Consider the following 23319-nt stretch of genomic DNA (forward strand, 5'->3'; position numbering starts at 1 on the left):
CGGTCCCGCGACCGGCAGATGGTCACACCCGAGCGCCGCACCCGCGGCGACATCGTGGCGGCGCTCGTCATCGCTGCGGTGGTCGTGGTGACGGCGGGCCTGATCTGGTGGACCAGTGATGCGCGGGCGACGATCAGCCGCCCCGCCGCCACCCCGGTGCCCACCCTGCAGACGCCCCGCGAGATCCCGGCGTCCCTGCAGCAGCGCTGGACGGTGCCCAGCCCCAAGACCACGACTCCGCTGGTGGTCGCGGGCGCGGTGGTGACGGGCAACGGCCGCGACGTCGAGGGCCGCGATCCGGCGACCGGCGCCACGCTGTGGAGCTACGCGCGCGACGTCGACCTGTGCGGCGTCACCTACGTCTACTACGACGTGGTGGCGGTGTATCCCGACGCCCGCGGCTGCGGCCAGGTGAGCACCATCGACGGCAAGACCGGCCGCCGCGGACCGGCCCGCACCGCCTACGCCGATCCCGAGGTGACGTTGTCGGCGGACGGCACCACGGTGCTGTCGGCCGGGGACAGCAGGCTCGAACTGTGGCGCTCGGACATGGTCCGGATGCTCAGCTACGGCGCCCTGGACGCCCGGATCAAGCCCGGTGTCCCGCCGTCGCCGGTGTGCCGGCTGGTGTCGGCCGCCGCCAGCTCGACGGCGGTGTCGGTGCTCGAGGGTTGTCCGCACGAAGCCGACCTGCGGTTGACGCTGCTGCGGCCGTCGGACGAGGAGGACACCCCGGAGACCCAGTTCGTGCCGCAACCGGGCGTGTCCGACGACTCCGGCGCCCGGGTGATCGCGGTGTCCGACGTCACGACCGCGGTGTACGTGCCGACCCCGAAGCCCGTGGTGAACATCGTCGACGAGACCGGCGCCACGGTCGCCACCACGCCCCTGCCGGGACCGGTGTCGCCGCAGGCCGCCATGTCACGCGCCGGCGACCTCATCACCTGGTGGACGGGCAACGCGGTGATGGTCTTCGACAGCGACGAACTGCGCTACAAGTACACGATCAGCCCGTCCGGCGGCGCCGCCGCGGTCGGGCCGGCCACCGCGCTCGCGGGACGGCTGCTGGTACCGGTCACCACCGGCTACGACGTCTTCGACGCCGCGACCGGCGCCGGGCAGCGGCACATCCCGCTGCAGCGGCCCCCGTCGACGGCGCCCGTCGTCCCCGCGGTGGCGGGCTCGATGCTGGTCGAGCAGCGCGGTGAGCAAGTGGTCGCGCTCGGCTGACCACGGCCGCGGCCGTCAGGCCAGGTCGATCACCACTACCGTGACGTTGTCGGAGCCACCCGCGCCGTTGGCCAGCGCGACGAGTCCACGCGCCGCCTCGTCGGGATCCACCGGCGCCGCGGTGGTCAGGATCTCGTCGTCGTGCACCTGGCCGAACAGCCCGTCGGAACTGATCAGCAGCCGATCCCCCGGGCGGCAGTCCACGTCGACCACCCGCGGGTCCACCGTCGGTGAGATACCGAGCGCCCGGGTCAGCAGGTGCCGCTTCGGGTGCCAGCGCGCCTCGTCCTCGGTCAGCTCACCGGCGCGCACCAGATGGGCCACGACGCTGTCGTCCTCCGTCAGCCGGTCCAGTGCGCCGTCGCGGATCCGGTACAGCCGCGAATCGCCGATGGTCATCGCGACGGGGCCGCCGTCGGCGTCCGACAGCATCGCCAGCGCGACGAGCGTGGTGCCCATGGTCTCGTTGCCGGTCAGGGTGGCGGCGTGGTCCCAGATGCGGGTGTTGGCGTCACCGACCGCACGGAACAGCCCGGCCCGGTCCGGCGCGGCGGCGAACACCGTGCTCAGCGCCTCGACCGCCAGCCGGCTGGCGATGTCGCCGTAGGTGCCGAACCCGTCGGCGACCACGTAGAGCGGATCCTCGACCAGCGCGCTGTCCTGGTTGGTCGGCCGCACCGGACCCTTGTCGGTGGCGGTCGCAGCGGTCGAGACGGTGGCCATCGGGGCGGCTCACACCTCCGGGGTGAAGGTGGCCATCGCCTTGCCGGTCTTCCAGTGCTTGAGCAGGGCCGCTGCCAGTTCGCGGTAGGCCTGGGCGCCCTTGTTCTTGCGCCCCGCCAGCACCGACGCGCCCGATGCGCTGGCCTCGGCGAACCGCACGGTGCGCGGGATCGGCGGCGCCAGGACGGGCAGACCGTAGCGGTCGGCGACGTCGAGCAGCACGTCGCGGCTGTGGGTGGTGCGCGAGTCGTACAGCGTGGGCAGCGCGCCGAGGAGCGCCAGGTCCGGATTGGTGATCTGCTGGACGTCGGAGATCGTGCGCAGGAATTGCCCGACGCCCCGGTGGGCCAGCGTCTCGCACTGCAGGGGCACGATCGCCTCGGTGGCGGCGGTGAGCCCGTTGAGGGTGAGCACCCCCAGCGACGGCGGGCAGTCGATGATCACGATGTCGAACCGGTCCTTGGCCCGGCCCGACTTCCCGGTGTCCACCGGTCCGGTGATCTTGGCCAGTGCGCGCTTGAGCGCATACTCGCGGCCGGCCCGCATCAGCAGCATCGCCTCGGCGCCTGCCAGGTCGATGTTGGCCGGCAGCAACGTCATTCCCTCGGGCGTCTCGACGAGCGCCGCGTCGGGTTCGACGTCGCCGAGCAGCACCTCGTGCACCGACACCGGCAGCTTGTCCGGGTCGTGGCCCAGCGAGAACGTCAGTGACCCCTGTGGGTCGAGGTCGACGAGCAGCACCCGCCTGCCCTGCTCGGTCAGCGCCGCGCCCAACGATGCCACCGTCGTCGTCTTGGCGACCCCACCCTTTTGATTGGCTATCGCGAGTACCCCCGTCACGGTGTTCATCCTCACATGCGCACCGACCCGGTCGTTGGACGTGCGGCAGAATCGGTGGGCGTGAGTGTTCTGCAGCACCGACTGTTCCTCCTGCGGCACGGCGAGACCGAGTGGTCTCGATCCGGCCGGCACACGAGTCACACCGACCTGGACCTGACCGAGCTGGGCCGCGAGCGTGCCGAGCAAGCGGCGGAGGCAATCGCCGAGTTGGAGCTGGACGACCCGTTCGTGATCAGCAGCCCCATGGTGCGGGCGGTGCGGACCGCCGAACTCGCCGGCCTGCGGGTCGACGAGGTCTCGCCGCTTCTGCAGGAGTGGGATTACGGCGACTACGAAGGACTGACCACGCCGCAGATCCGGGAGTCGGTGCCCGATTGGCTGATCTGGACTCATGGCGCGCTGGGCGGCGAGAGTGTCGCCGCGGTCACCGAACGTGCCGACGGCGCGGTGGACCTCGCGCTGCAGTACATGGCGTCACGCGATGTGGTGTTCGTCGGCCACGCGCACTTCTCCCGCTCGGTGATCTCCCGGTGGGTCGAATTGCCGGTGCCGAAGGGCATCCGCTTCGCGATGGCGCCGGCGTCGATCGCCGTCCTCGGATTCGAGCACGGTGTCCGCCAGATCATCGCGCAGGGGCTCACAGGACACACGGATTCGTGTAAACCGCGGTGAACGCGCCCTTCGTCCTCGCCGGCCCGGACGGCGTGGTGGTCGCCGCCGGAACCCGCACCGGTTACCGGCGGCTGGCCGACGCGCAGGCGGCGCTCTCCGCCGGTGACGCGTCGATCGTCGTGGGCGCGCTGCCTTTCGACGTGTCGCAGCCGACGGCGCTGATGGCGCCCGAGGCGGTGCGCTTCACCGGCGCGCTGCCGGACTGGCCGGTCCGCTCGCTGCCTGCCGTGCGCGTCGCACGGGCGATGCCCGAGCCCGCCGAGCACCGGGCCCGGGTCGCGGCCGCCGTGCGCCGCCTCAACGACCCGGCGGCCGGACTGCACAAGGTGGTGCTGGCCCGCTCGCTGCAGTTGGTCGCCGACGGGCGGGTCGACGCGTGGACCGTGTTGACCCGGTTGGTGGCCGACGATCCCTCCGCCACCGGGTATCTGGTCGACCTCAGCCCGGCAGGAGGCGTCCACACCGGCACCGTGCTGGTCGGGGCGACGCCCGAACTGCTGGTGGCGCGCCGAGGCGATGTGGTGACCTGCCGGCCGTTCGCGGGCTCCGCGCCGCGCTCCGCCGACCCGGACATCGATCGGGCGAACGCGGCGGCGCTGGCCGACTCCGCGAAGAACCGCCATGAGCACCAGCTCGTCGTGGACGCGATGCGCAAGGCACTCGACCCGCTGTGCGTCGATCTGCAGATCGCGCCGACGCCCGCGCTGAGCAGCACCGCGGCGGTGTGGCACCTGAACACGCCGATCACCGCCCGCCTTCGCGAAAGGTCAACCACAGCATTGGATCTGGCGGTCGCGCTGCACCCGACGCCCGCCGTCGGCGGTGTGCCCGCGGATACGGCCGCCGCGCTGATCACCGAACTCGAGGGTGACCGCGGCTTCTATGCCGGCGCCGTCGGCTGGTGCGATGCGCGCGGCGACGGCAGCTGGGTGGTGTCCATCCGCGGCGCGCAGCTGTCCGCCGACCGGCGCAGCGCCGACGCCAGGGCAGGCGGCGGCATCGTCGCCGAATCCGACCCGGACGACGAAGTCGACGAGACCACGACGAAGTTCAGGACCATCCTGTCCGGTTTGGGGGTGCAGACATGAGCGGGACCACGATCCGGCCGGTGCGGCGGGGCGACGAGGCCGAACTCGCCGCGATGATCCACGAGCTCGCCGACTTCGAGCGCGCCGCCGCGGAGTGCACGGTGACCGAGAGTCAGCTCGCGACAGCGCTTTTCGGTGACCGCCCGGTGGTGTTCGGACACATCGCGGAAGTCGACGGCGCGCCCGCCGCAGCGGCGCTGTGGTTCTACAACTTCTCGACCTGGGACGGTGTCGCCGGCATCTACCTCGAGGACCTGTTCGTCCGCCCGCAGTTCCGCCGCCGCGGCCTGGCCCGTGCGCTGCTCTCGACCCTCGCCCGCGAGTGCGTCGAGCACGGCTACTCGCGGCTGAGCTGGGCGGTGCTGGACTGGAACGCCGACGCGATCGCCACCTACGACGCGCTGGGCGGTAAACCGCAGACCGACTGGATCACCTACCGGGTGTCGGGCCCCGAGTTGTCGGCGCTGGCAGCCCCGCCGGCGTCCTGATCGTCGGGCGCGGCCAGCCACTGCAGCGTCGCCGGACTGAACAACAGCACCAGCACCACCAGCGCGGTCAGCGCCAGCGGGATGCCGTAGGCCCACTGGTGTGATCCGACACCGACGTACCAGGACACCCCAAGCAGGAGCAGCTGGGCGAACACCGCCACCCCGCGGCCCCACCGGCGGCCGGTCCACAGCGCCCAGCCCGCCGCTGCGACGGCGCCGCCGATGATCGCGAACCAACCTGCGGTCCCGTAGAAGTTCAGGCCCGGCTCACGCTCACCGGACAGCCCGCTCACCACGTAGAACACCGCCGCCGCCAGTCCGGCCGCACCCTGCAGCAGCACCAGTACCGCCGCCATCCGCACGGTCGACGGCGCGGGCACCGTCACCGGGCCCGCCGATCGGTCAGGCCGGTGTCCGGCTGGTGGCGCTGCGCACGTCTTTCGGTCACCGTCACACGGTAGCGACGTGCGAACCGCGCTGTGCCGCCAGTCGTACCGGGGCGTTGTCGGCGCCGTAGCCGTCGTAGTGGCCGCGGCGCTGCACGAACTCGAAGAACACCGTGCCCACGGTGCGGGTGTAGAAGTGCACGAACTCGCCGCCGTCGGGATCGCGGTCGTACAGCAGGTCGAGCTCGTTGAGTTCCTCGACCACCGCGGCGTCCAGGCCGAACCGGCCGGCCAGGTAGTCGTAGTAGTTGTCGGGCACCGGCAGGAACCGGGCGCCGCGGCTGCGCGCGGCCCTGGCCACGGCGAAGATGTCCGCGCAGGCGAACGCGACGTGCTGGGGCATCGTCACGTCGTCGAGCACCTGCGGTGCGACATTCAGCGGTATCCGCACCGCACCGTCGACGGTCCGCAGCACCTGGCTGCGCACCAGGCCGGTGGGGCCCGGCACTTCGGCGGGCGTGCCGGCCGACAGGCCGAAGACGCTGGTGAGGAACAGCACGGCGTCCTCCGCGGTGTGCCACGGTTGCGACAGGTTGACGTGGTCGATGGCGCGGACGGCCGTCGGCGTCGGCGGGCGCCCGCCGTCGAACTCGTGCACCCAGGCCGGCTCCGATCCACCGGCGGGTTCGGTCACCCAGAACAGCTCGGTGCCGTCCGGAGCGACGGCCGACCCGAGGGCCTGCTCCGCGGCATAGGTCCGGCGGTAGGCCACGGGAGCCATCAATTCTCGTGCGCGCCTAGTGGTTTCGCTACCATCAGGGACCTGGAAGCCGACAGCCGCGACGTGTGGCGCCTGGTCGCGGGCCTGTTGCTCGTTGAGCACCACCCTGGCGTCGCCCGCGACCCACAGCGAGACCGGCTTCGTGCGGTGGCGTCCCGCCGAGGTGAAGCCGAACTGCTCGAGGAGCACCTCGACGTGGGTGGTCTCCTCCGCCTTGATCTCGACGAAGTCGAACGCCGTGGGCGGCTTGGCGGGCGTCAGCGCCACCACGTCGCGGCGCCACCCCTCCGGTTTCCGGTGCGCGGTCTTGTCCTGCAGCCAGAGCAGCGACCGAAGCGCGTGCACCGCGGTGCGCTCGGGGTCGGTCTGCCGGAAGGTGTCGTTGAAGACCTCGAGTGACAGCGGCCCGTCGTACCCGGTGGCCAGCACCCGGGACAGGAATCCGGGCAGATCGAATGCGCCCTCGCCCGGGAACAGGCGGTGATGGCGGCTCCAGGACAGCACGTCCATGGTGAGCGCGGGCGCGTCGGCGAGCTGCAGGAAGAAGATCTTCTCGCGCGGGATCCGCTCGATGTCGGCCGGATCGTGGCCACGGGACAGCACGTGGAAGCTGTCCAGGCACGTGCCGACCGCGGGGTGGTCGGCGAGTTCGACGACGCGCCAGGCCCGCCGGTAGTCGTCGATGAAGCGGCCCCACGCCAGTGCCTCGAAGGCGACCCTGATGCCGTACTCGGCGGCGAGATCGCCCAGCCTGCGGAGTTGGCCGGCCGAGACCTCGTCGGAGTCGACGGTGGCCGTCGCGACGTTGCTGCACACCAGGATGGTGTCGATGCCGAGCCGTGCGGCCGTGGCGAAGGTGGCACCCGCGCGACGCAGGTTCTCCGCGAACGTCGCCTCGTCGACACCCTCGATGTCGCGCAGCGGTTGGTACAGGTCGAGCGACAGACCGAGCCGCCGCGCCAGGCTGCGGATCTCCTCGGGACTGCGGTCGTTGGCGATGAGATCCGGCTCGAAGACCTCGACCCCGTCGAATCCGGCGGCGGCGCAGGCGTGCAGTTTCTCGGTCAGCGAGCCACTCAGTGAGACGGTGGCGATGGAAGTCCTCATGGGCCGTCCTCCAATCGCCACTAATGTACGAAATAGTTAGTTAAGCCACAAGGGCCTCCTGCCGCGGCGACCCGGCTAGGCTCGGCGAAGTGACCACCGAGTCCCGCCCCGAGCTGCAGCGCGACGCGGAACGCACGCGGTCGGAGCTACTCGAGGTGGCGACCGCGGTGTTCGCCGAATCCGGGTATTCGGGCGCGCGGGTCGACGAGATCGCCGAACGCACCCGCACCACCAAGCGGATGATCTACTACTACTTCGGCGGCAAAGAGCAGCTGTACATGGCCGTGCTGGAGAAGGCCTATCTAGGCATTCGCGAGGCCGAGCAGCGCCTGGCGGTCGATCACGTGGATCCGGTGGACGCGTTGCGCGCACTGGCCGGGCTGACCTTCGACCACCACATCGCCCATCAGGAGTTCATCCGCCTGGTGTCGATCGAGAACATCCACCGCGGCGAGTTCATCGGCCGGCTCGAATCATTGCGCACGCTGTCGAGACCGGCCACGACGCTGCTCGACGAGATCCTGCAGAACGGCAGGCGCGCGGGCGTCTTCCGGCAGGACGCCGACGCGCTGGACGTGCACATCGTGATCAGCTCGTTCTGCGTGTTCCAGGTCGCCAACCGGTACACGTTCGGCTACCTGTTCGGCATCGACTTCACCGAGCCCTCGCGGCGCGCCCACCTGCGCAAGATGATCGGCGACGTGGTCGTCGGCTGGCTCACCTCCGCACCCTGACCGGCACCTGACCGCGGAGACCCACTTCACAACACGGGGTTGACGTGAGCGCGGTCACTGTGTTCTCCTCGACGTACGTACTAGTTAGTACATTGAGGAGACGGCATGAGCCATGACGCCTACCTGGTCGGTCTGGTCGGGACCGGCGTCGGCCCGTCGCTGACGCCGAAGCTGCACATGCGCGAAGCCCACGAGCAGGGCATCGACTATCTGTACCGCATCATCGACCTGAACACGGCCGGCATCGCGGCGGAGCGGATCGGCGAGGTCCTCACCTGGGCGCGCGCCATGGGCTACAACGCGCTCAACATCACCCACCCCTGCAAGCGGCTGGTGATGGAGCACCTCGACCACGTCGACGAGCTGGCGGCCTCCGTGGCCGCGGTGAACACCGTGGTCTTCGCCGAGCACGGCGACATCGGTTACAACACCGACACCACCGGCTTCGCGATCGGATTCGACGAAGGCCTGCCGGAGGCGCCGAGGGCCTCGGTGGTGATGATCGGCGGGGGCGGGGCGGGCGCGGCCGTCGGTGACGCACTGCTGCGACTCGGCGCCGAGCACCTCGCGGTGGTCGACGCCGACCTCGACCGCGCGACCGCCCTCGCACATCAGCTCGGCGCCCGCCACGCCGACGCCCGCGTGGACGCCTCGACCCCGGACAAGCTGTCGGTGCTGCTGCCCGCCGCCGACGGCCTGGTGCACTGCACGCCCACCGGTATGGCCGAACACCCGGGACTGCCCTTGGCCGCCGACCTGCTGCACCCGCGACTCTGGGTCGCCGACATCGTGTACCGGCCGCTGGACACCGAGCTGCTCGCCGCCGCCCGACAGGCGGGCTGCCCCACCCTCGACGGCGGCCACATGGCCGTGCACCAGGCCACCGAGGCCTTCGCCCTGATCACCGGCGTCACCCCCGACGCCGACCGGATGTCCCGACACTTCCGCAGCCTCGTCGGCTGACCAACCACCGCCCGACCGAACAGGAGAAGTCATGAGCCGCACGACCATCGCCGAATCCGACAGCGGCGGAGCCGCGTCACCACGACGAACGCCCGGCCGCGCCGCCGTCGCCAGCTTCATGGGCAGCGCCGTCGAGTACTACGACTTCTTCGTCTTCGGCACCGCCGCCGCGCTGATCTTCCCGAAGGTGTTCTTCCCGTCGGGCGACGACGCCGCCCTGGTGCTGTCGTTCGCGACCTTCGGCGTCGCCTACGTCGCACGGCCGGTGGGCGCCTTCGTCCTCGGCCACTTCGGCGACCGCCTCGGCCGACGCAACGTGCTGATGTTCACCCTCGTGCTGATGGGGGTGTCCACCTTCGCGATCGGCTGCCTGCCCACCTTCGCCATGGCCGGGTGGCTCGCGCCGGGACTGCTCGTGCTGTGCCGGCTGCTCCAGGGCTTCTCCGCGGCAGGCGAACAGGCGGGCGCGAGCTCGCTGACCCTGGAACACTCCCCCGACAACCGGCGGGCGTTCTTCACCTCGTGGACGCTCACCGGAACCCAGGGCGGGCTCATCCTCGCTCAGCTCGTGATGCTGCCGTTCGTCTCCCTGCCCGACGACGCCGAGATGTCGTGGGGCTGGCGGGTTCCGTTCTGGCTCAGCGCGATCGTCGTGGTGGTGGCCTACTTCATCCGCCGCCGGCTGCACGAGACCCCGGAGTTCGACGAAGCGAAGGCCACCGGCGCCATCGCCCGGATGCCGCTCAAGCCGCTGATGCAGAACCACTGGAGAGACGTCATCCGGGTGGTGCTCTGCGCGTTCATCGCCGCCGTGTCGACGGTGTTCGGCACCCTGGCCATCGCCTACGGCAATAAGGTGGGCCTCGAAGCCGGCATCACACTGTGGCTGGTCGTCGTCGCCAACGTAGTCGCGCTGTTCACCCAGCCGCTGTTCGGCATGCTCGCCGACCGGATCGGCCGCAAGCCGGTCTTCATCTACGGCGCACTGTCGTCGGCCGCACTGATGCCCTTCTACATGCTGTCGATGAGCAACGACAACACGGTGCTGACCTTCGCCCTGGCGGTGGCCACGTTCTCGTTCGGGTACGCCGCCGCGAACGCCGTGTGGCCGTCGTTCTACGGCGAGATGTTCAGCACCCAGGTCCGCTTCTCCGGCATGGCGATCGGCACCCAGATCGGTTTCCTGCTGGCGGGATTCGCCCCGACCATCGTCACCGCGCTCGGCGGTGTCCGGGAGGGCGGCTGGGTGGTCATCAGCATCTTCACCGCCGTCGTCTGCCTCATCGCCGCGGTGTCTGCGACGACCGCACGCGAGACGAAGGACGTGCCGACCGAACTGCTGGGCACCGGGGCGCCCCACTCGCCCAAGACCCTGGTCAACGGCTGAGCGCGGGAAGGTGACCGTGGAGAACGCCATCGCCGTCAGTGATCTCGCGCCGGACAGCGCACTGCGCAGCCAGCACGAGATCAGTGCCGACATCGCCTCGATCGCCGGCGAATACGACCGCGCGGGTGTGGAGGAGTACCAGCCCCGGCTGACCTACCCGCCGTACCGCAGCAGCCGGCTGCGGCATCCGCACGGTTCGCTGCACACCGCCGACCCGGAGGCGGTCGAGTTGAGCGGCCCCTGCTTCGGGAATCGCGACGTCCATCCACTGGAGGCGGACCTGACGATCCAGCACGCCGGCCAACCGATCGGCGAGCGGGCAGTGGTCACCGGCCGCGTCGTCGACGGCGAGGGCAGACCGGTCCGGCACCAACTCGTCGAGATCTGGCAGGCCAACGCCGCAGGCCGGTACCTGCACAAGCGCGACCAGCACCCCGCGCCGCTGGATCCGAATTTCACCGGCGTCGGACGCTGCCTGACCGACGGCGACGGCTGGTACCGCTTCACCACCATCAAGCCCGGCCCGTACCCGTGGCGTAACCACCACAATGCGTGGCGGCCCGCGCACATCCACTTTTCGTTGTTCGGAACACAATTCACCCAGCGGATGATCACCCAGATGTACTTCCCCGGCGATCCGCTGTTCGCGTTGGACCCGATTTACCAGTCGATCACCGACCGGAAGGCCCGCGACCGTCTTGTCGCTGCCTACGACCACGACGTGACCACACACGAATGGGCGACCGGCTACCGGTGGGACATCGTCCTGACCGGCACCGCACTGACGCCGGTGGAAGGGAACGGCAGCCGATGACCGTGGCACCGACGCCGGGGCAGACGATCGGCCCGTTCTTCGGCTACGCGCTGCCCTACCCCGGCTCCGACGAACTGGTGCGGCCGGGTACGCCGGGCGCGATCCGGCTGCACGGGCAGGTCACCGACGGCGCAGGAGACCCGGTACCGGACGCGCTGCTCGAGATCTGGCAGGCCGGCGCCGACGGAGTGGTCCCCTCGGCCACCGGCTCGCTGCACCGCGACGGCTGGACCTTCACCGGCTGGGGACGGGCGAGCACCGACGACGAAGGTCACTACTCCTTCACCACGGTGGAACCCGGTGCGCCACAACCGGACACAGCCGCCTTCTTCGCCGTCGCGGTGTTCGCACGCGGACTGCTGAACCGGCTGTTCACCAGGATCTACGTACCCGGGCCGGCATTGGCCGGCGACCGGCTGCTGGCCTCGCTGGACGCGCAGCGGCGGCAGACACTCGTCGCCCGCCGGGACGCCGAGGGGCTGCGCTTCGACATCCGGCTACAGGGCGGCGCGGACGAGACGGTGTTCCTGCGCTTCCCGGGGCACCAACCATGAGTGACCTGCTGTCGCCCGGCGACGGCCGCGCCGGTGAGCTGTTCGGTGACCGGGTGTTCCTGGCCGCGATGATCGCCGTGGAAGGGGCCTGGCTCGATGCTCTCGTCGACACCGCGGTGGCCCCCGCCGCCGCGCGCGCCGACCTCGGCGCGGCGGTGTCCCCCACCGACATCGACACCCTCGCCGAGGGCGCCGAGCGCGACGGCAATCCGGTGACCGGCCTGGTCGCCATGCTGCGTGAGCGCACCGGCGACCAGACTGCCCGGTGGCTGCACCGCGGGCTCACCAGTCAGGACGTCGTCGACACCGCGCTGATGCTGTGCGCACGCGCCACGCTGGCTGCCGTCGACGACGAGATGTGCATGCAGATCGCGCAACTCACGCGCCTGACCGAGACGCACCGCCACACGCCGATGCTCGCCCGCACGCTCACCCAGGCGGCGCTGCCCAGCACGATCGGCATGAAGACGGCCCACTGGCTCGGCGGAGTGCTGGACGCTGCGGACACTCTCGGCGGCCTACCCCCGCTACCGGTGCAGGCCGGAGGCGCCGTCGGGACCATGGCCGCGGCAACCGAACTCACCGGATCGGCCGACGCCGCGCTCGGCCTGTCGAACGCGATGGCCGAGGCGCTCGGCCTGGCGCCGGCCATGCCGTGGCACACCACCCGGTCGATCGTCACCCGCATCGGTGACGCCCTGGTGACCTGTTGCGACGCGTGGGGACACATCGCCGCCGACGTCGCGACCGGCAGCCGCCCCGAGATCGGTGAGTTCACCGAGGGGCAGGCGGGCGGCTCGTCGACCATGCCGCACAAGCGCAACCCGGTGATGTCGGTGCTCATCCGCAGCACGGCACTGACCGCGCCGTCCCTGGCCGCCGCACTGCACGTCGCGTCGGCCTCGAGTGTCGACGAACGGGCCGACGGGGCCTGGCACGCGGAGTGGGGCACCCTGCGCACCCTCAGCAGGCGCACCGCGACCGCCGCGAGCCAGACCACCGCGCTGCTGACCGGACTACAGGTCGACACCGACCGGGCTGCGGCAAATCTCACTGCGGTCGAGGGTCTCTCGGCCGAGCAGCGGTCGATGGCGGATCTGACCGGCCGCTCCGTCGCCGCGCAGTACACCGGTGCGGCCGACCTGCTGATCGAGTCGGTGCTGGCGCGGGCCCGGCGGCACCTCGAGGCACCGTCATGACCGGCCCGCGTCTGGTCGCCACCGACTTCGGTGGACCGGCGGCCGGCCCGGTACTGGTCCTCGGGCCGTCACTCGGCACGTCCGCACAATCCCTCTGGGGACCGGCCGCTCGACACCTCACCGACCACTTCCGGGTGGTGGCATGGGATCTGCCCGGCCACGGCCACAGCCCGGCGGCCTCGCCGTTCGACGTCGGCGACCTCGCCGCGGCGGTGCTCACGCTCGCCGACGAGTTCTCCGCGGCGGGCCGGTTCCACTACGCCGGCGACTCACTCGGCGGTGCGGTCGGCCTGCAGCTGCTGCTGGCAGCGCCCGACCGGGTGGCCTCGGCGACGCTGATCTGCACCGGCGCCGTGATCGGCACGGTCGCGGGGTGGCGTGAGCGCGCCGCCACGGTCCGCGCGTCGGGAGTCGACGCGGTGGTCGACGCCGCGTCCCAGCGCTGGTTCGCCCGTGGCTTCCTCGACCGGCATCCCGATATCGGCGCGCCACTGCTGAACGCGCTGCGGGCCACCGATGCCGAATCGTATGCGCTCGCGTGCGAGGCGCTGGCCGCGTTCGACGTGAGCGCGCGCCTCGCGGAGATCACCGCGCCGGTCCTCGCGATCGCGGGCAGCGACGACGTGCCGACGCCGCCGCAGGATCTGCGACGGATCGCCGACGGCGTCGCCGACGGCCGACTCGTGGTGCTGCCCGGCGTCGGTCACCTCGCACCCGCCGAAGCCCCGCAACGGGTCGCCGAACTCGTCGTCGAGCACGCCCACCGGCACCGGCCCGAAATCACCCGCCACGACGCCGGGATGGCCGTCCGGCGGCAGGTGCTCGGTGACGACCACGTCGACCGCGCGCAGGCGCAGACCACCCCGTTCAGCGCTGACTTCCAGACGCTGATCACCGAATACGCCTGGGGCAGCATCTGGACCCGTCGGGGCCTCGACCGGCGCAGCCGTTCACTGATCACGCTCACCGCACTCGTCGCCCGTGGTCATCACGAGGAGTTGGCCATGCACCTGCGGGCCGCCCGGCGCAACGGCCTGAGCGACGACGAGATCAAGGAACTGCTGCTGCAGACGGCCATCTACTGCGGGGTGCCCGACGCGAACACAGCGTTCCGCATCGCCGGCCGGGTGCTCGCCGAGGACGTCCGAGACCACCCCGCCCGAGACTCCGAGGAGGACCCGTCGTGAGCCGCACCCAGATCCACACCACTGCCGAGCAGGCGGTCGCCGGGATCGCCGACGGGGCAACGGTGCTCGTCGGTGGATTCGGCATGGCCGGCATGCCGACCACCTTGATCGACGCGCTGATCGACCAGCGCGCCGGTGACCTGACGATCGTCAGCAACAACGCAGGCAACGGCGACACCGGCCTGGCCGCACTGCTGGCGGCGGGCAGGGTACGAAAGGTCATCTGCTCGTTCCCCCGCCAGGCGGACTCCTACGTCTTCGACCGCCTGTACCGCGCCGGCGAGGTCGACCTCGAAGTGGTGCCGCAGGGCAATCTCGCCGAACGCATCCGTGCCGCGGGCGCCGGGATCGGCGCGTTCTTCTGCCCGACCGGGGTCGGCACACCGCTGACCGAGGGTAAGGAGGCGCGCACCATCGACGGTCGCGACTACGTCCTGGAATACCCGATCCGGGGTGACGTCGCCCTCATCGCCGCGCATGTCGGCGACCGCGCCGGAAATCTGGTGTACCGCAAGACCGCGCGAAATTTCGGCCCGGTGATGGCCACCGCCGCCGAGATGACCGTCGTGGAGGTGTCCCGGGTGGTGGAGGCCGGTGAACTCGACCCCGAATGTGTGGTCACCCCCGGCATCTTCGTCGACCGCATCCTCGATCTGTCAGCAGCACAGCATGATTCGGAGGTGGCGGTGTGACGACCATCCGCAGTGACACCGTCGAGCGCCTCGACCGCGACCCGCTCGACCGCGACGAGATCGCCGCCCTGATCGCCCGCGACATCCCCGCCGAGTCCTACGTCAACCTCGGGATCGGGCTGCCCACCCGGGTGGCCGAGCACCTGTCACCGGCGGACGGCGTGGTGCTGCACACCGAGAACGGGATGCTCGGCATGGGCGGCGTCGCGGTCGGCGACGCCGTCGACCCCGACCTGACCAACGCCGGGAAGATCCCGGTCACCGAGACCCCGGGGGCGTCCTACTTCCACCACGCCGATTCGTTCGCGATGATGCGCGGCGGCCATCTGGACGTCTGCGTGCTGGGCGCCTACCAGGTCAGCCACCACGGCGACCTGGCGAATTGGCACACCGGCGCACCCGACGCGATCCCGGCGGTCGGCGGAGCCATGGACCTCGCCATCGGCGCCAAGCAGATCTTCGTGATGATGAATCTCTTCACCAAGGAGGGCGCGGCCAAACTCGTGCCGGCGTGTGCCTACCCGCTCACCGGCAGGCGCTGCGTGAACCGGGTCTACACCGACCTCGCGATCTTCGAACTGGACCGCACCGGGGAGCGCCCGGTGCGGGTGGTCGAGACGTTCGGCATCAGCGTGGCGGACCTGGGCGAGCGGCTGGGTGTCCGTCTGCGCTGACCGATCCGTACCGGCGGCGCAGCCATGCCGCTCTTGGCTAGGCTTTGGCCTCGTGCGCGCCGTGCTGATCGTCAACCCCAATGCGACGTCGACCACCCCCGCCGCGCGTGACCTGCTCGCCCACGCGGTGGAGAGCCGGGTCGAGCTGGTGGTCGTGCACACCGACCACCGCGGCCACGCGATCGAGATCGCCCGCGACGCGGCTCGCGACGAGGTCGACGTGCTGATCGTGCACGGCGGTGACGGCACGGTGAACGAGGTGGTCAACGGCGTGCTGTCGGAACGCGGTCCCGGCCTCCCGGCCCCCGCGGTCGGCGTGGTGCCCGGCGGGTCGGCCAATGTCTTCGCCCGGGCGCTCGGCATCAGCCCCGACCCCACCGAGGCCACCAATCAACTCGTCGACCTGCTCGGCGACTACCGCCGCGACGGCCGCTGGCGGCGCATCGGGGTGATGGACTGCGGCGAACGCTGGGCGGTGTTCACCGCGGGCATGGGGGTGGACGGCGACGTCGTGGCCGCCGTCGAGGCGCAGCGGGCCAAGGGACGTGCGGTGACCGCCTCGCGCTACATCCGCGTCGCGGTGCGCGAGATGCTGGCCAGCGCCCGCAGGGAACCCTCGCTGACACTGCACCTGCCCGACGCCGAACCGGTGTCGGGCGTGCACTTCGCCTTCGTGTCGAACTCCAGCCCGTGGACCTATGCCAACACCCGCCCGGTGTGGACCAACCCGGACACCTCGTTCGAGACCGGGCTCGGCGTCTTCGCCGTCACCAGCATGAACGTGTGGGCCAATCTGCGGCTGGTGCGGCGGATGCTGTCCCGCACGCCCCGTATCGAGGCACGCCATCTGCTGCGCGACGACGATGTGGCGTGGTTGCGGGTGACCGCCGACGTCCCGGTGGCGTGCCAGATCGACGGAGATTACGCCGGACTGCGCGAAACGATGACGTTCACGTCGGTCCCGGACGCTCTTGCCGTGGTGGCACCACCCGTCACAACGCTCTGACCTGGGAATATGGTGCCCGCCCGAAGAATTCAGGGCGCAGCTGGATTGAGTGTAGTACACATGGGTAAGCGCTCCGGTAACACAGTGCCGGAGTGAGATAGCACACGTGTTAACGCAGTTCTCTTGACATCTGTTCAGCCTGTGAAAACATCGGATGCAACAGTGCAGAAACATTTCGTGTGCACGCGTTAACAGCCGAAGAAAAGCTCGTGCGTTTTGCTGCGCATACAAGCTAGTGACTGATGAGGAGTTAGAACTATGGATTGGCGCCACAAGGCGGTCTGTCGCGACGAGGATCCCGAGCTGTTCTTCCCCGTGGGGAACAGTGGTCCCGCGCTTGCTCAGATCGCTGACGCGAAGCTGGTCTGCAACCGCTGCCCCGTCACCACCGATTGCCTGACCTGGGCATTGGATTCCGGCCAGGACGCCGGTGTGTGGGGCGGGATGAGCGAGGACGAGCGTCGCGCGCTCAAGCGGCGCAATGCCCGCACCAAGGCCCGCAGCGGAGTCTGACGACCGGTCAGAACCGCGCGAGCGACGGCCCCGACGACAACGTCGGGGCCGTCACTTTTTCCAAGGACTTTCCTGTCAATTCGCTGAGCGAATTTCGTTTTCTGGCTGTGACGTCCGTTACTGCGGGAGCCGCGTACGGCGCCCCAGCGGCACCCGCAGCACCACGTCGGTGCCGCCGGTGGCGACGTCGTGCATCCCCAGCGACCCGTCCAGTTCGGCCGACACCAGCGTGCGCACGATCTGCAGACCGAGCCGGTCGGACTTCTCCAGGCTGAACCCGTCGGGCAGGCCGCGCCCGTCGTCGTGCACCACCACGTCGAGCCAGCGCGCCGAGCGCTCGGCGCGGATCGTCACGCAGCCGTGGGCGGTGCCGTCGTCGAAGGCGTGCTCGATGGCGTTCTGCACCAGCTCGGTGATCACCATGATCAGCGCGGTGGCCCGGTCCGCGTCGAGCACGCCGAGATCGCCGACGCGGTTGATGCGGATCGGGGTGTCCACGGTGGCCACGTCGTTCATGATCGGCAGGATCCGGTCGACGACCTCGTCGAGGTTCACCTCCTCGTCCACCGACATCGACAACGCGTCGTGCACCAGGGCGATCGACGACACCCGTCGCACCGACTCCAGCAGCGCCTCGCGGCCCTCGGCGTTGTTGGTGCGCCTGGCCTGCAGCCGCAGCAGCGCCGCGACCGTCTGCAGGTTGTTCTTGACGCGGTGGTGGATCTCCCGGATGGTCGCGTCCTTGGACAGCAGCGCCCGGTCGCGGCGTTTGACCTCGGTGACGTCCCGGATCAGCACCGCGGCGCCGACGGCCTCGCCGTGCGCCACCAGCGGCAGGGTGCGCAGCAGGACCGCCGCCCCACCCGCGTCGACCTCCATGCGCATGCTGGAGCCGCCGGCGAGCGAGTCGCGGATGTGGTCGGCCAGTTCCTGGGCCTCGAACGGGTCGGAGATGAGCGGGCGGGTGATCGCCACCAGGTTCTGTCCCTCGAGTTCCGACGTCAGCGCCATCCGGTGATACGCCGAGATCGCGTTGGGGCTGGCGAACACCACGGTGCCCGCGCCGTCCAGCCTGATGAAGCCGTCGCCCACCCGCGGGCTGGAACGCGACATCGCGAGGTCACCGACGTTCGGGAAAGTGCCTTCGGAGAGCATGTGCAGCAGGTCCGCGGCGCAGTCGAGGTACGCGCTCTCCAGTGGGCTCGCCGTGCGCCTCGCGGCCAGCGCGGTCTGGTGGGTCAGCACCGCGACCACCTTGCCGTCCCAGCGCACCGGAACCGCCTCGACGTTCAGGCCGGGTGAGTCCTGTTGCGTTGCTTCGTCTTCCGTGACGATGACACCGGTGTCGAACGCGGAGCGCACCACCGGTAGCCGCTGGTCGTCCGAGAGCGTGCCCACCGCGTCGGCGAGCAGCACCGTGGGCGCGGTGTTGGGCCGCACCTGTGCGACGCACACCAGGACGCCGTCGTCGCGGCCCACCCACATGAGGTAGTCGGCGAAGGACAGGTCCGCCAGCAGCTGCCACTCGCCGACCAGGGCGTGCAGGTGGTCGACGGCATTGCCGGGCAGCATGGTGTGCTCGGCGAGCAGGTCACCGAGGGTGGACATCGAGCATCATGTCGGGCGGTCGAGTACCGGGGAGTGGCTAGCCGATGACCGCGATGAGATGACCGGCCTGGATGACGTCGCCTTCGCTGACATTGACCTTGGTGACGGTGCCTGCGACCTCGGCGAGCACCGGGATCTCCATCTTCATCGACTCCAGCAGCACCAGGGTGTCGCCCTCGCCGATCTGATCACCTTCGTGGACCACGACCTCGAGCACACTGGCCACGATTTCAGCGCGAACGTCCTCGGCCATCTTCACCCCACTCACTCTCGGTTTCGCGCCTCTATCGAACCACAACACCGCGTGGCCGGAGCATTCGCCGGGCCGTGAGACAATGGCGTGGTGCCGCCCGTGGGACGCGGGCTGGAAAGTACCGAAGACCGTACGGAGGAACAGCCATGGCCAAGCGTGGCCGCAAGAAGCGCGACCGGAAGCACACGAAGGCGAATCACGGGAAGCGACCCAACGCCGGTTCGAAGTCGGTGCGCTAGCCCCACCGTCGACCGAAACGCCCGCCCGTCCTGCAGGACGGGCGGGCGTTCGTCGTGAGTGGGCAGGCGCCGGTCAGCCGCCGCGGATGATCGTGGTGCGGCTGATCTCGATCCGCAACCGCTCGCGCAGCCGGTCGGGCGCCTTCTCGCCGCTGCACTTGGTCGCGATCAAGTGCTTCACCCGCTGCTCCACGCCGTAATGGCGCAGGCAGGCGGGGCACTCCTCGAGGTGGTGCTGGAGCTTGTCGCGGGTCTCCGCGGTGCATTCACCATCGAGCAGCGTCCACACCTCGGCGATCACCGCCGCACACTCGGGGTGTTCGGGGTCGACGGGGCCTACCGGCGGGGTCCAGCGTTCGTCGTCGCGTGGCTGGTCGGTCATGACGGCACCTCCTCGGGCGCCTGCTCGGCCCGGATGAATCCGCGGTCTCGGGCGACATCGCCCAGCAGGTCACGCAGTTGCTTGCGGCCCCGGTGCAACCGGGACATCACGGTGCCGATCGGCGTATTCATGATCTCGGCGATCTCCTTGTACGGGAATCCCTCGACGTCGGCGTAGTACACCGCCATCCGGAAATCCTCCGGCAACGCCTGCAGTGCCGCTTTGATCTCGGTGTCGGGCAGCGCCTCGAGCGCCTCCACCTCGGCCGACCGCAGCCCCGTCGACGAGTGCTCGGCGTTGGCCGCCAGCTGCCAGTCGGTGATCTCCTCCGTCGGGTACTCCGCCGGCTGACGCTGCTTCTTGCGGTAGCTGTTGATGTAGGTGTTGGTGAGGATGCGGTAGAGCCACGCCTTGAGATTGGTGCCCTCGCGGAACGACCGGAAGCCGGAGTACGCCTTGACCATGGTCTCCTGGAGCAGGTCCTCGGCGTCGGCGGGATTGCGGGTCATCCGCAGCGCACCGCCGTAGAGCTGGTCGAGCAGGGGGATCGCGTCCCTCTCGAACCGGGCGGTCAGCTCGGCATCGGTCTCGGTCGATCTCTCGGGCGCTGAGCCGTCGACGTCGGTCATCAGGGTCGACACCGTCCCTTCTGTCGCGGCGCCGCCGAACAAGCCCGGCAGATCCACCGGACGTTCCAGGCAAACCGTTGGCACCGTAAGTCCCCTCCTTCGGAGATCCTAGTGGCTGCTCCCGACAACCGACTGACCGCTGCATCAGCAGGCGGAACTGCAGTCAACAACAGCAGACCCGATGAGACTTGTTCCCCGACCGCCGGCACTACCCTGGGCCGGTGGCACGAGCGGCGACCCCGGCGATCGCGGCGCTGCTCGCCGCGGGCGTCCCGCACGAGGTGTTGCGCTACGCCCACGACGCCCGCGCCGAGTCCTTCGGTGAGGAGGCGGTCGCCGCGCTGGCCTCGGACACGGGCGTGCAGCCCGACCAGGTGCTCAAGACGCTGATCGTGGCGGCGCCCGCCGGCCTGGCGGTCGCGGTGCTGCCGGTGCCGGCCAAGCTCTCGCTCAAGGCGGCGGCCGCGGCGCTCGGCGTCCCCAAGGTGGCGATGGCCGAGCGCGCGGCGGCCGAACGGTCGACCGGATACGTGCTGGGCGGCATCTCACCGTTCGGGCAGCGCAGACCGTTGCCGACGGTGGTCGACGCCTCGGCGCTGCGCTGGGACCGGGTGCTGTGCAGCGCGGGCAAGCGCGGGTGGGACGTCGCGGTGGCGCCTGCCGATCTGGTGCGGCTCACCGATGCGGTCACCGCCGACATCAGAGCCTGACGCCCGGCATATGGTGACCCCATGGCAGCCACGCCCCTCTCCGGGAAGACCATGTTCATCTCCGGCGCCAGCCGCGGTATCGGTCTGGCGATCGCCAAGCGCGCCGCCGCCGACGGCGCGAACGTGGCGCTGATCGCCAAGACCGCCGAACCGCATCCCAAGCTCGAGGGCACGGTGTACACCGCAGCCAAGGAGATCGAGGACGCCGGCGGGCAGGCACTGCCGATCGTCGGCGACATCCGTGACGGCGACTCGGTGGCCGCGGCGGTGGCGCAGGCCGTCGAACGGTTCGGCGGGATCGACATCTGTGTCAACAACGCCTCGGCGATCAATCTGGGCTCGGTCGAGGAGGTGCCACTCAAGCGATTCGACCTGATGAACGGCATCCAGGTGCGCGGCACCTATGCGGTGTCGCAGGCCTGCATCCCGCACATGAAGGGCCGGGAGAACCCGCACATCCTCACGCTGTCACCGCCGATCAGGCTGGAGCAGCAGTGGCTCACCCCCACCGCCTACATGATGGCGAAGTTCGGGATGACGTTGTGCGCGTTGGGGATCGCCGAGGAGTTGCGCGACGAGGGCATCGCGTCCAACACCCTGTGGCCCCGCACCATGGTGGCCACGGCCGCGGTGCAGAACCTGCTCGGCGGTGACGAGGCGATGGCAAGGGCCCGCAAGCCCGAGGTCTACTCCGATGCGGCGTACGCGATCCTGACCAGGCCCGCGCGGGAGTTCACCGGCCAGAGCCTGCTGTGCGAAGACGTGCTGCTCGACTCCGGGGTCACCGATCTGTCGGTGTACGACTGCGTGCCCGGCTCCGACCTGGGCGTCGACCTGTGGGTGGACACCCCCAACCCACCCGGGTACTCGGCGCCCTAGGAACCGGGCTCAGGTCACCCGGGTCGGCCGCCCGAACCGGGCGTGCACCCCGGCCGAGTACAGCGCACGCAGCGGCTCACCCGCAGTCGTGACGCCCGCGGCGGACACCAGGTCGTCGTCGAGTGTGACGACGTCCGCGTCGTGCAGGGGCCAGGTCACATGTTCGTTGGGGAACCACCACGTCCGGCCCGCCTTGCGGGTGTGCGCGCCCCAGCGGGCGGTCAGCCAGACCTCGAGCGGCGTCGGCTCCACCTTGCCGCCGATGTCGACCGTCAACGCGCTGCGCAGACCGCGGCGGGGCCACCTGCGCACGCTCGAATAGGCCAGGCGACGGCCGGACCGGACGACGCGCATCTTCGCCCACGTGTAGGGCACGCCGAGACCGATCCGCGTCACCGGCACCACCGCGGCGCGCTGCGTCTCCAGTGAGCGGAACAGCACTCCGTGGCGGCCCGCGTCGTCGACGGAGTAGAGCCGGACGTTGGTCTCGGCGAACGTCCCGAAGTACCCGAGCGGCACCGCGGCGCCCACCCTGGTGTGGCGCATCACGAACGGCACCAGCCCCACATAGGTGAGGCCGTCGTCGAACACGTCCGGGCGGGTGCCCGCGGGGTAGAGGTGCGCGACGGTGCGCGGGTCGACCGGCCAGTGCACGAAGGTGAGTTCCGACCAGAACTGGTCGAAGAACACCGGGCGCGGCAACGCCGGCGCCGACACCGGGAAGGTCACGGCGCACCTTCCGCTGGCCGGCGAGCGGAGCGACTGTCCACGCTGTCATCGTGGCACGCTGGTGCAGTGTCTTCGCCGACGATGTGGTCTGCCGGCCGCTACGAAGCTGTTGCCCGACGGATCGCCCACATCGCCGGGGAGGTGGTCGACGCCGTCGAACGGCGACGCCCACTGGCCGGGACCGCGCTGCTCGACCTGGCCTGCGGCACCGGCAACGCGGCGCTGAGGGCCGCCGCCCGCGGCGCGCGGGTGACCGGTGTCGACATCACCCCCGATCTCATCGCCATCGCCACCCGGCACGACGGCGCCGCCGCCGTGGACTGGCGGACCGGCGACGCCTCCGACACGGGACTGCCCGCCGCGTCGTTCGACGCCGTGGTGTCCAACATGGGGATCATCTTCGTCGAGCCCGATCGCCAGGTCGCCGAGGTCGACCGGCTGCTCCGCGGCGGCGGCGTGTTCGCGTTCTCGTCGTGGGTGCGCGATACGCACAATCCACTGTTCGATCCGGTGATCGAGGTGCTCGGACCGCCCGCGCGGTCGGGATTCTCGCCCGATCAATGGGGCGACGCGGACACCATCACTGACCGCCTCGCACCCGGCTACGACGCCATCGACATCCGGCGATCACGGCACACCTGGGAATTCGAGTCACTCAGCGCAGCAATGCATTTCCTGCGTGAGGAGTCGCCGATGCACGTCGAGACGTTCCGGCGTGTCGACGGCGCGCAGACCGAGCAGCTGGCCGCGGCGTTCGAGGCAGCGCTGCGCGGGCACGTGGACGCCTCGGGCACGGTGACGTTCACCTCGCCCTACGTCGTGGTGAGCGCCCTGCGGCGGGCGTGACCGCCG

General features: G+C 70.3%; 28 protein-coding genes. 19 read left to right on the plus strand and 9 right to left on the minus strand.

Annotated features, from left to right (window positions below):
• Positions 1-18 precede the first annotated feature (18 nt).
• Positions 19-1230 carry a hypothetical protein gene (locus tag ACPCHZ_RS11550; protein ID WP_423484890.1) on the plus strand — a complete coding sequence of 404 codons (1212 nt, stop codon included), beginning with the start codon at positions 19-21 and terminating at the stop codon, positions 1228-1230.
• Between the two features lie 15 nt (positions 1231-1245).
• On the opposite strand, the gene ACPCHZ_RS11555 is transcribed toward ACPCHZ_RS11550, so the two are convergent.
• On the minus strand, positions 1246-1953 hold the full coding sequence (locus ACPCHZ_RS11555) for a PP2C family protein-serine/threonine phosphatase (RefSeq protein WP_423484891.1): 708 nt from the start codon (positions 1951-1953) through the stop codon (positions 1246-1248).
• Between the two features lie 9 nt (positions 1954-1962).
• Positions 1963-2802, minus strand: coding sequence for a ParA family protein (locus ACPCHZ_RS11560; protein WP_423484892.1), 840 nt, complete (start codon positions 2800-2802; stop codon positions 1963-1965).
• Between the two features lie 51 nt (positions 2803-2853).
• Between ACPCHZ_RS11560 and ACPCHZ_RS11565 the strand changes: the two genes are divergently transcribed.
• Genes ACPCHZ_RS11565 through ACPCHZ_RS11575 form a run of 3 tightly spaced genes read left to right on the plus strand, consistent with a single transcriptional unit; the run spans position 2854 to position 5041 of the window.
• On the plus strand, positions 2854-3465 hold the full coding sequence (locus tag ACPCHZ_RS11565) for an acid phosphatase (protein WP_364971840.1): 612 nt from the start codon (positions 2854-2856) through the stop codon (positions 3463-3465).
• A complete protein-coding gene (locus ACPCHZ_RS11570; protein WP_423484893.1) occupies positions 3462-4553 on the plus strand; it encodes an isochorismate synthase in 1092 nt (363 codons plus the stop codon). The genes ACPCHZ_RS11565 and ACPCHZ_RS11570 overlap by 4 nt, the downstream gene beginning before the upstream one ends.
• A complete protein-coding gene (locus tag ACPCHZ_RS11575) occupies positions 4550-5041 on the plus strand; it encodes a GNAT family N-acetyltransferase (RefSeq protein WP_423484894.1) in 492 nt (163 codons plus the stop codon). Before ACPCHZ_RS11570 ends, ACPCHZ_RS11575 begins: the two co-directional genes overlap by 4 nt.
• Here ACPCHZ_RS11575 and ACPCHZ_RS11580 read toward each other — a convergent pair.
• A complete protein-coding gene (locus ACPCHZ_RS11580) occupies positions 4987-5427 on the minus strand; it encodes a hypothetical protein (RefSeq protein ID WP_423484895.1) in 441 nt (146 codons plus the stop codon). The two genes, ACPCHZ_RS11575 and ACPCHZ_RS11580, sit on opposite strands and share 55 nt — an antisense overlap.
• Before the next feature lie 64 nt (positions 5428-5491).
• A complete protein-coding gene (locus tag ACPCHZ_RS11585) occupies positions 5492-7315 on the minus strand; it encodes a bifunctional sugar phosphate isomerase/epimerase/4-hydroxyphenylpyruvate dioxygenase family protein (protein ID WP_423484896.1) in 1824 nt (607 codons plus the stop codon).
• Positions 7316-7404: 89 nt separating this feature from the next.
• Here ACPCHZ_RS11585 and ACPCHZ_RS11590 point away from each other — a divergent pair, with 89 nt between their 5' ends.
• The 11 genes from ACPCHZ_RS11590 (at position 7405) to ACPCHZ_RS11640 (ending at position 17038) form a co-directional block, all read left to right on the plus strand.
• On the plus strand, positions 7405-8049 hold the full coding sequence (locus ACPCHZ_RS11590; protein WP_423484897.1) for a TetR/AcrR family transcriptional regulator: 645 nt from the start codon (positions 7405-7407) through the stop codon (positions 8047-8049).
• Between the two features lie 105 nt (positions 8050-8154).
• Entirely contained in the window at positions 8155-9012 is an 858-nt protein-coding gene (locus ACPCHZ_RS11595) for a shikimate dehydrogenase (protein ID WP_423484898.1), read from the plus strand.
• 31 nt (positions 9013-9043) lie between these two features.
• Positions 9044-10399 carry an MFS transporter gene (locus tag ACPCHZ_RS11600; RefSeq protein WP_423484899.1) on the plus strand — a complete coding sequence of 452 codons (1356 nt, stop codon included), beginning with the start codon at positions 9044-9046 and terminating at the stop codon, positions 10397-10399.
• Between the two features lie 16 nt (positions 10400-10415).
• Positions 10416-11213 carry a protocatechuate 3,4-dioxygenase subunit beta gene (gene pcaH / locus ACPCHZ_RS11605; RefSeq protein WP_423484900.1) on the plus strand — a complete coding sequence of 266 codons (798 nt, stop codon included), beginning with the start codon at positions 10416-10418 and terminating at the stop codon, positions 11211-11213.
• Positions 11210-11767 carry a protocatechuate 3,4-dioxygenase subunit alpha gene (gene pcaG / locus ACPCHZ_RS11610; RefSeq protein WP_423484901.1) on the plus strand — a complete coding sequence of 186 codons (558 nt, stop codon included), beginning with the start codon at positions 11210-11212 and terminating at the stop codon, positions 11765-11767. Before pcaH ends, pcaG begins: the two co-directional genes overlap by 4 nt.
• Positions 11764-12966 (plus strand): lyase family protein, encoded by a 1203-nt coding sequence (locus tag ACPCHZ_RS11615; RefSeq protein WP_423484902.1) that lies wholly within the window; start codon positions 11764-11766, stop codon positions 12964-12966. Before pcaG ends, ACPCHZ_RS11615 begins: the two co-directional genes overlap by 4 nt.
• Entirely contained in the window at positions 12963-14153 is a 1191-nt protein-coding gene (pcaC, locus tag ACPCHZ_RS11620; protein WP_423484903.1) for a 4-carboxymuconolactone decarboxylase, read from the plus strand. The genes ACPCHZ_RS11615 and pcaC overlap by 4 nt, the downstream gene beginning before the upstream one ends.
• Positions 14150-14845, plus strand: a complete 696-nt coding sequence (locus ACPCHZ_RS11625) for a 3-oxoacid CoA-transferase subunit A (protein WP_423484904.1) — start codon at positions 14150-14152, stop codon at positions 14843-14845. Before pcaC ends, ACPCHZ_RS11625 begins: the two co-directional genes overlap by 4 nt.
• 5 nt (positions 14846-14850) lie before the next feature.
• Entirely contained in the window at positions 14851-15519 is a 669-nt protein-coding gene (locus tag ACPCHZ_RS11630) for a 3-oxoacid CoA-transferase subunit B (RefSeq protein WP_423485356.1), read from the plus strand.
• Between the two features lie 52 nt (positions 15520-15571).
• On the plus strand, positions 15572-16525 hold the full coding sequence (locus tag ACPCHZ_RS11635) for a diacylglycerol/lipid kinase family protein (protein WP_423484905.1): 954 nt from the start codon (positions 15572-15574) through the stop codon (positions 16523-16525).
• 258 nt (positions 16526-16783) lie between these two features.
• Entirely contained in the window at positions 16784-17038 is a 255-nt protein-coding gene (locus ACPCHZ_RS11640) for a WhiB family transcriptional regulator (protein WP_110319505.1), read from the plus strand.
• A gap of 117 nt (positions 17039-17155) precedes the next feature.
• On the opposite strand, the gene ACPCHZ_RS11645 is transcribed toward ACPCHZ_RS11640, so the two are convergent.
• Both ACPCHZ_RS11645 and ACPCHZ_RS11650 read right to left on the minus strand, forming a co-directional pair.
• A complete protein-coding gene (locus ACPCHZ_RS11645) occupies positions 17156-18646 on the minus strand; it encodes a sensor histidine kinase (protein ID WP_423484906.1) in 1491 nt (496 codons plus the stop codon).
• A gap of 37 nt (positions 18647-18683) precedes the next feature.
• Positions 18684-18899 carry a biotin/lipoyl-binding carrier protein gene (locus ACPCHZ_RS11650; RefSeq protein ID WP_264010909.1) on the minus strand — a complete coding sequence of 72 codons (216 nt, stop codon included), beginning with the start codon at positions 18897-18899 and terminating at the stop codon, positions 18684-18686.
• Between the two features lie 146 nt (positions 18900-19045).
• Here ACPCHZ_RS11650 and ACPCHZ_RS11655 point away from each other — a divergent pair, with 146 nt between their 5' ends.
• Entirely contained in the window at positions 19046-19138 is a 93-nt protein-coding gene (locus tag ACPCHZ_RS11655) for a 50S ribosomal protein bL37 (protein ID WP_090355725.1), read from the plus strand.
• Between the two features lie 73 nt (positions 19139-19211).
• Here ACPCHZ_RS11655 and rsrA read toward each other — a convergent pair whose 3' ends face one another.
• Positions 19212-19520 (minus strand): mycothiol system anti-sigma-R factor, encoded by a 309-nt coding sequence (rsrA, locus tag ACPCHZ_RS11660; protein WP_423484907.1) that lies wholly within the window; start codon positions 19518-19520, stop codon positions 19212-19214.
• Complete coding sequence (locus ACPCHZ_RS11665; RefSeq protein ID WP_423484908.1) at positions 19517-20149, minus strand: sigma-70 family RNA polymerase sigma factor; 633 nt, start codon at positions 20147-20149, stop codon at positions 19517-19519. Before ACPCHZ_RS11665 ends, rsrA begins: the two co-directional genes overlap by 4 nt.
• A 221-nt stretch (positions 20150-20370) precedes the next feature.
• On the opposite strand from ACPCHZ_RS11665, the gene ACPCHZ_RS11670 reads away from it, so the two are divergent.
• Positions 20371-20859 carry a YbaK/EbsC family protein gene (locus ACPCHZ_RS11670; RefSeq protein ID WP_423484909.1) on the plus strand — a complete coding sequence of 163 codons (489 nt, stop codon included), beginning with the start codon at positions 20371-20373 and terminating at the stop codon, positions 20857-20859.
• A 21-nt stretch (positions 20860-20880) separates the two neighbouring features.
• Positions 20881-21738, plus strand: a complete 858-nt coding sequence (locus tag ACPCHZ_RS11675) for an SDR family oxidoreductase (RefSeq protein WP_423484910.1) — start codon at positions 20881-20883, stop codon at positions 21736-21738.
• A 9-nt stretch (positions 21739-21747) separates the two neighbouring features.
• On the opposite strand, the gene ACPCHZ_RS11680 is transcribed toward ACPCHZ_RS11675, so the two are convergent.
• Positions 21748-22467, minus strand: coding sequence for a YqjF family protein (locus tag ACPCHZ_RS11680; protein ID WP_423484911.1), 720 nt, complete (start codon positions 22465-22467; stop codon positions 21748-21750).
• A 66-nt stretch (positions 22468-22533) separates the two neighbouring features.
• Between ACPCHZ_RS11680 and ACPCHZ_RS11685 the strand changes: the two genes are divergently transcribed.
• A complete protein-coding gene (locus ACPCHZ_RS11685; protein WP_423484912.1) occupies positions 22534-23313 on the plus strand; it encodes a class I SAM-dependent methyltransferase in 780 nt (259 codons plus the stop codon).
• The last annotated feature ends 6 nt before the right edge of the window (positions 23314-23319 follow it).

The sequence above is a fragment of the Mycobacterium sp. NPDC050041 genome, assembly GCF_049541695.1.
GTDB lineage: Bacteria > Actinomycetota > Actinomycetes > Mycobacteriales > Mycobacteriaceae > Mycobacterium.